This is a genomic window from Xanthomonas sp. A1809 (assembly GCF_017746015.1).
In the GTDB taxonomy this organism is placed as follows: Bacteria; Pseudomonadota; Gammaproteobacteria; order Xanthomonadales; family Xanthomonadaceae; genus Xanthomonas; species Xanthomonas euvesicatoria.
In genome coordinates, this window is record NZ_JAGHWZ010000048.1 from 1 (window position 1) to 1,029 (window position 1,029).

Consider the following 1,029-nt stretch of genomic DNA (forward strand, 5'->3'; position numbering starts at 1 on the left):
TTTCCTGATTAGCCCTGACCTTCAGCCGCCAGTCGCAGGATCTGCGCCGCGCTGGGTGGATGCTGCTGTCACTCTGAAGCCAACGAGGTGACGTGATGAGCATCAATGCGGTGCAGTTCCAGGCTGGATTGTCGATGCCTGAGTTCTTCGCGTTCTACGGCACCGAGGCCAAGTGCTATCGCGCGCTCTACACGTGGCGTTGGCCGCAGGGCTTTCGTTGCCCTGTTTGTGCCGGGCGCGTGCGCTCGCGTTTCAAGCGGCGTGCTGCGATCTACTACCAATGCAGCGCGTGCCGGCATCAGACCAGTCTGATGGCAGGCACGATGTTCGAAGGCACCAAACTGCCGCTGCGCACCTGGATGCTGGCCTTGCACCTGTTGACCTCGACCAAAACCAACATGGCCGCACTGGAGCTGATGCGTCATCTGGGGGTTAACTACAAGACGGCCTGGCGGATGAAGCACAAGATCATGCAGGTCATGGCCGAGCGTGAAGCCACGCGGAAATTGGCGGGTTTCGTGCAGATCGACGATGCCTATCTCGGCGGCGAGCGTAACGGTGGCAAGGCCGGACGCGGATCAGAGAACAAACAAGCGTTCCTGATTGCGGTGCAGACCGATGCCACCTTCACCGCGCCGCGCTTTGTGGTGATTGAGCCGGTGCGCAGCTTCGACAACACCTCGCTGCAGGACTGGATTGCCCGTCGCCTGGCGCCCGAATGCGAGGTCTACACCGATGGGCTGGCCTGCTTCCGCCGGCTGGAAGACGCCGGCCACGCGCACACCACGCTGGACACTGGCGGTGGTCGTGCCGCGACCGAAACGGCCGGTGCACGTTGGCTCAACGTGGTGCTGGGCAATCTCAAACGCGCCATCAGCGGCGTGTATCACGCTATCGCGCAAGGCAAATACGCAAGGCGCTACCTGGGAGAAGCGGCCTATCGTTTTAATCGTCGATTCCGCTTGCGCGAGATGCTGCCGCGACTTGCCACGGCCATGATGCAATCCAACCCATGTCCAGAGCCGGTCC

At 61.8% G+C, this 1,029-nt stretch carries 1 protein-coding gene; it reads left to right on the plus strand.

Features of this window, described 5'->3' with window-relative positions; genetic code table 11:
- Positions 1–95: 95 nt before the first annotated feature.
- A partial coding sequence (locus tag J7396_RS22160) for an IS1595-like element IS1595 family transposase (RefSeq protein ID WP_209262154.1) occupies positions 96–1,029 on the plus strand: 934 nt, incomplete at its 3' end.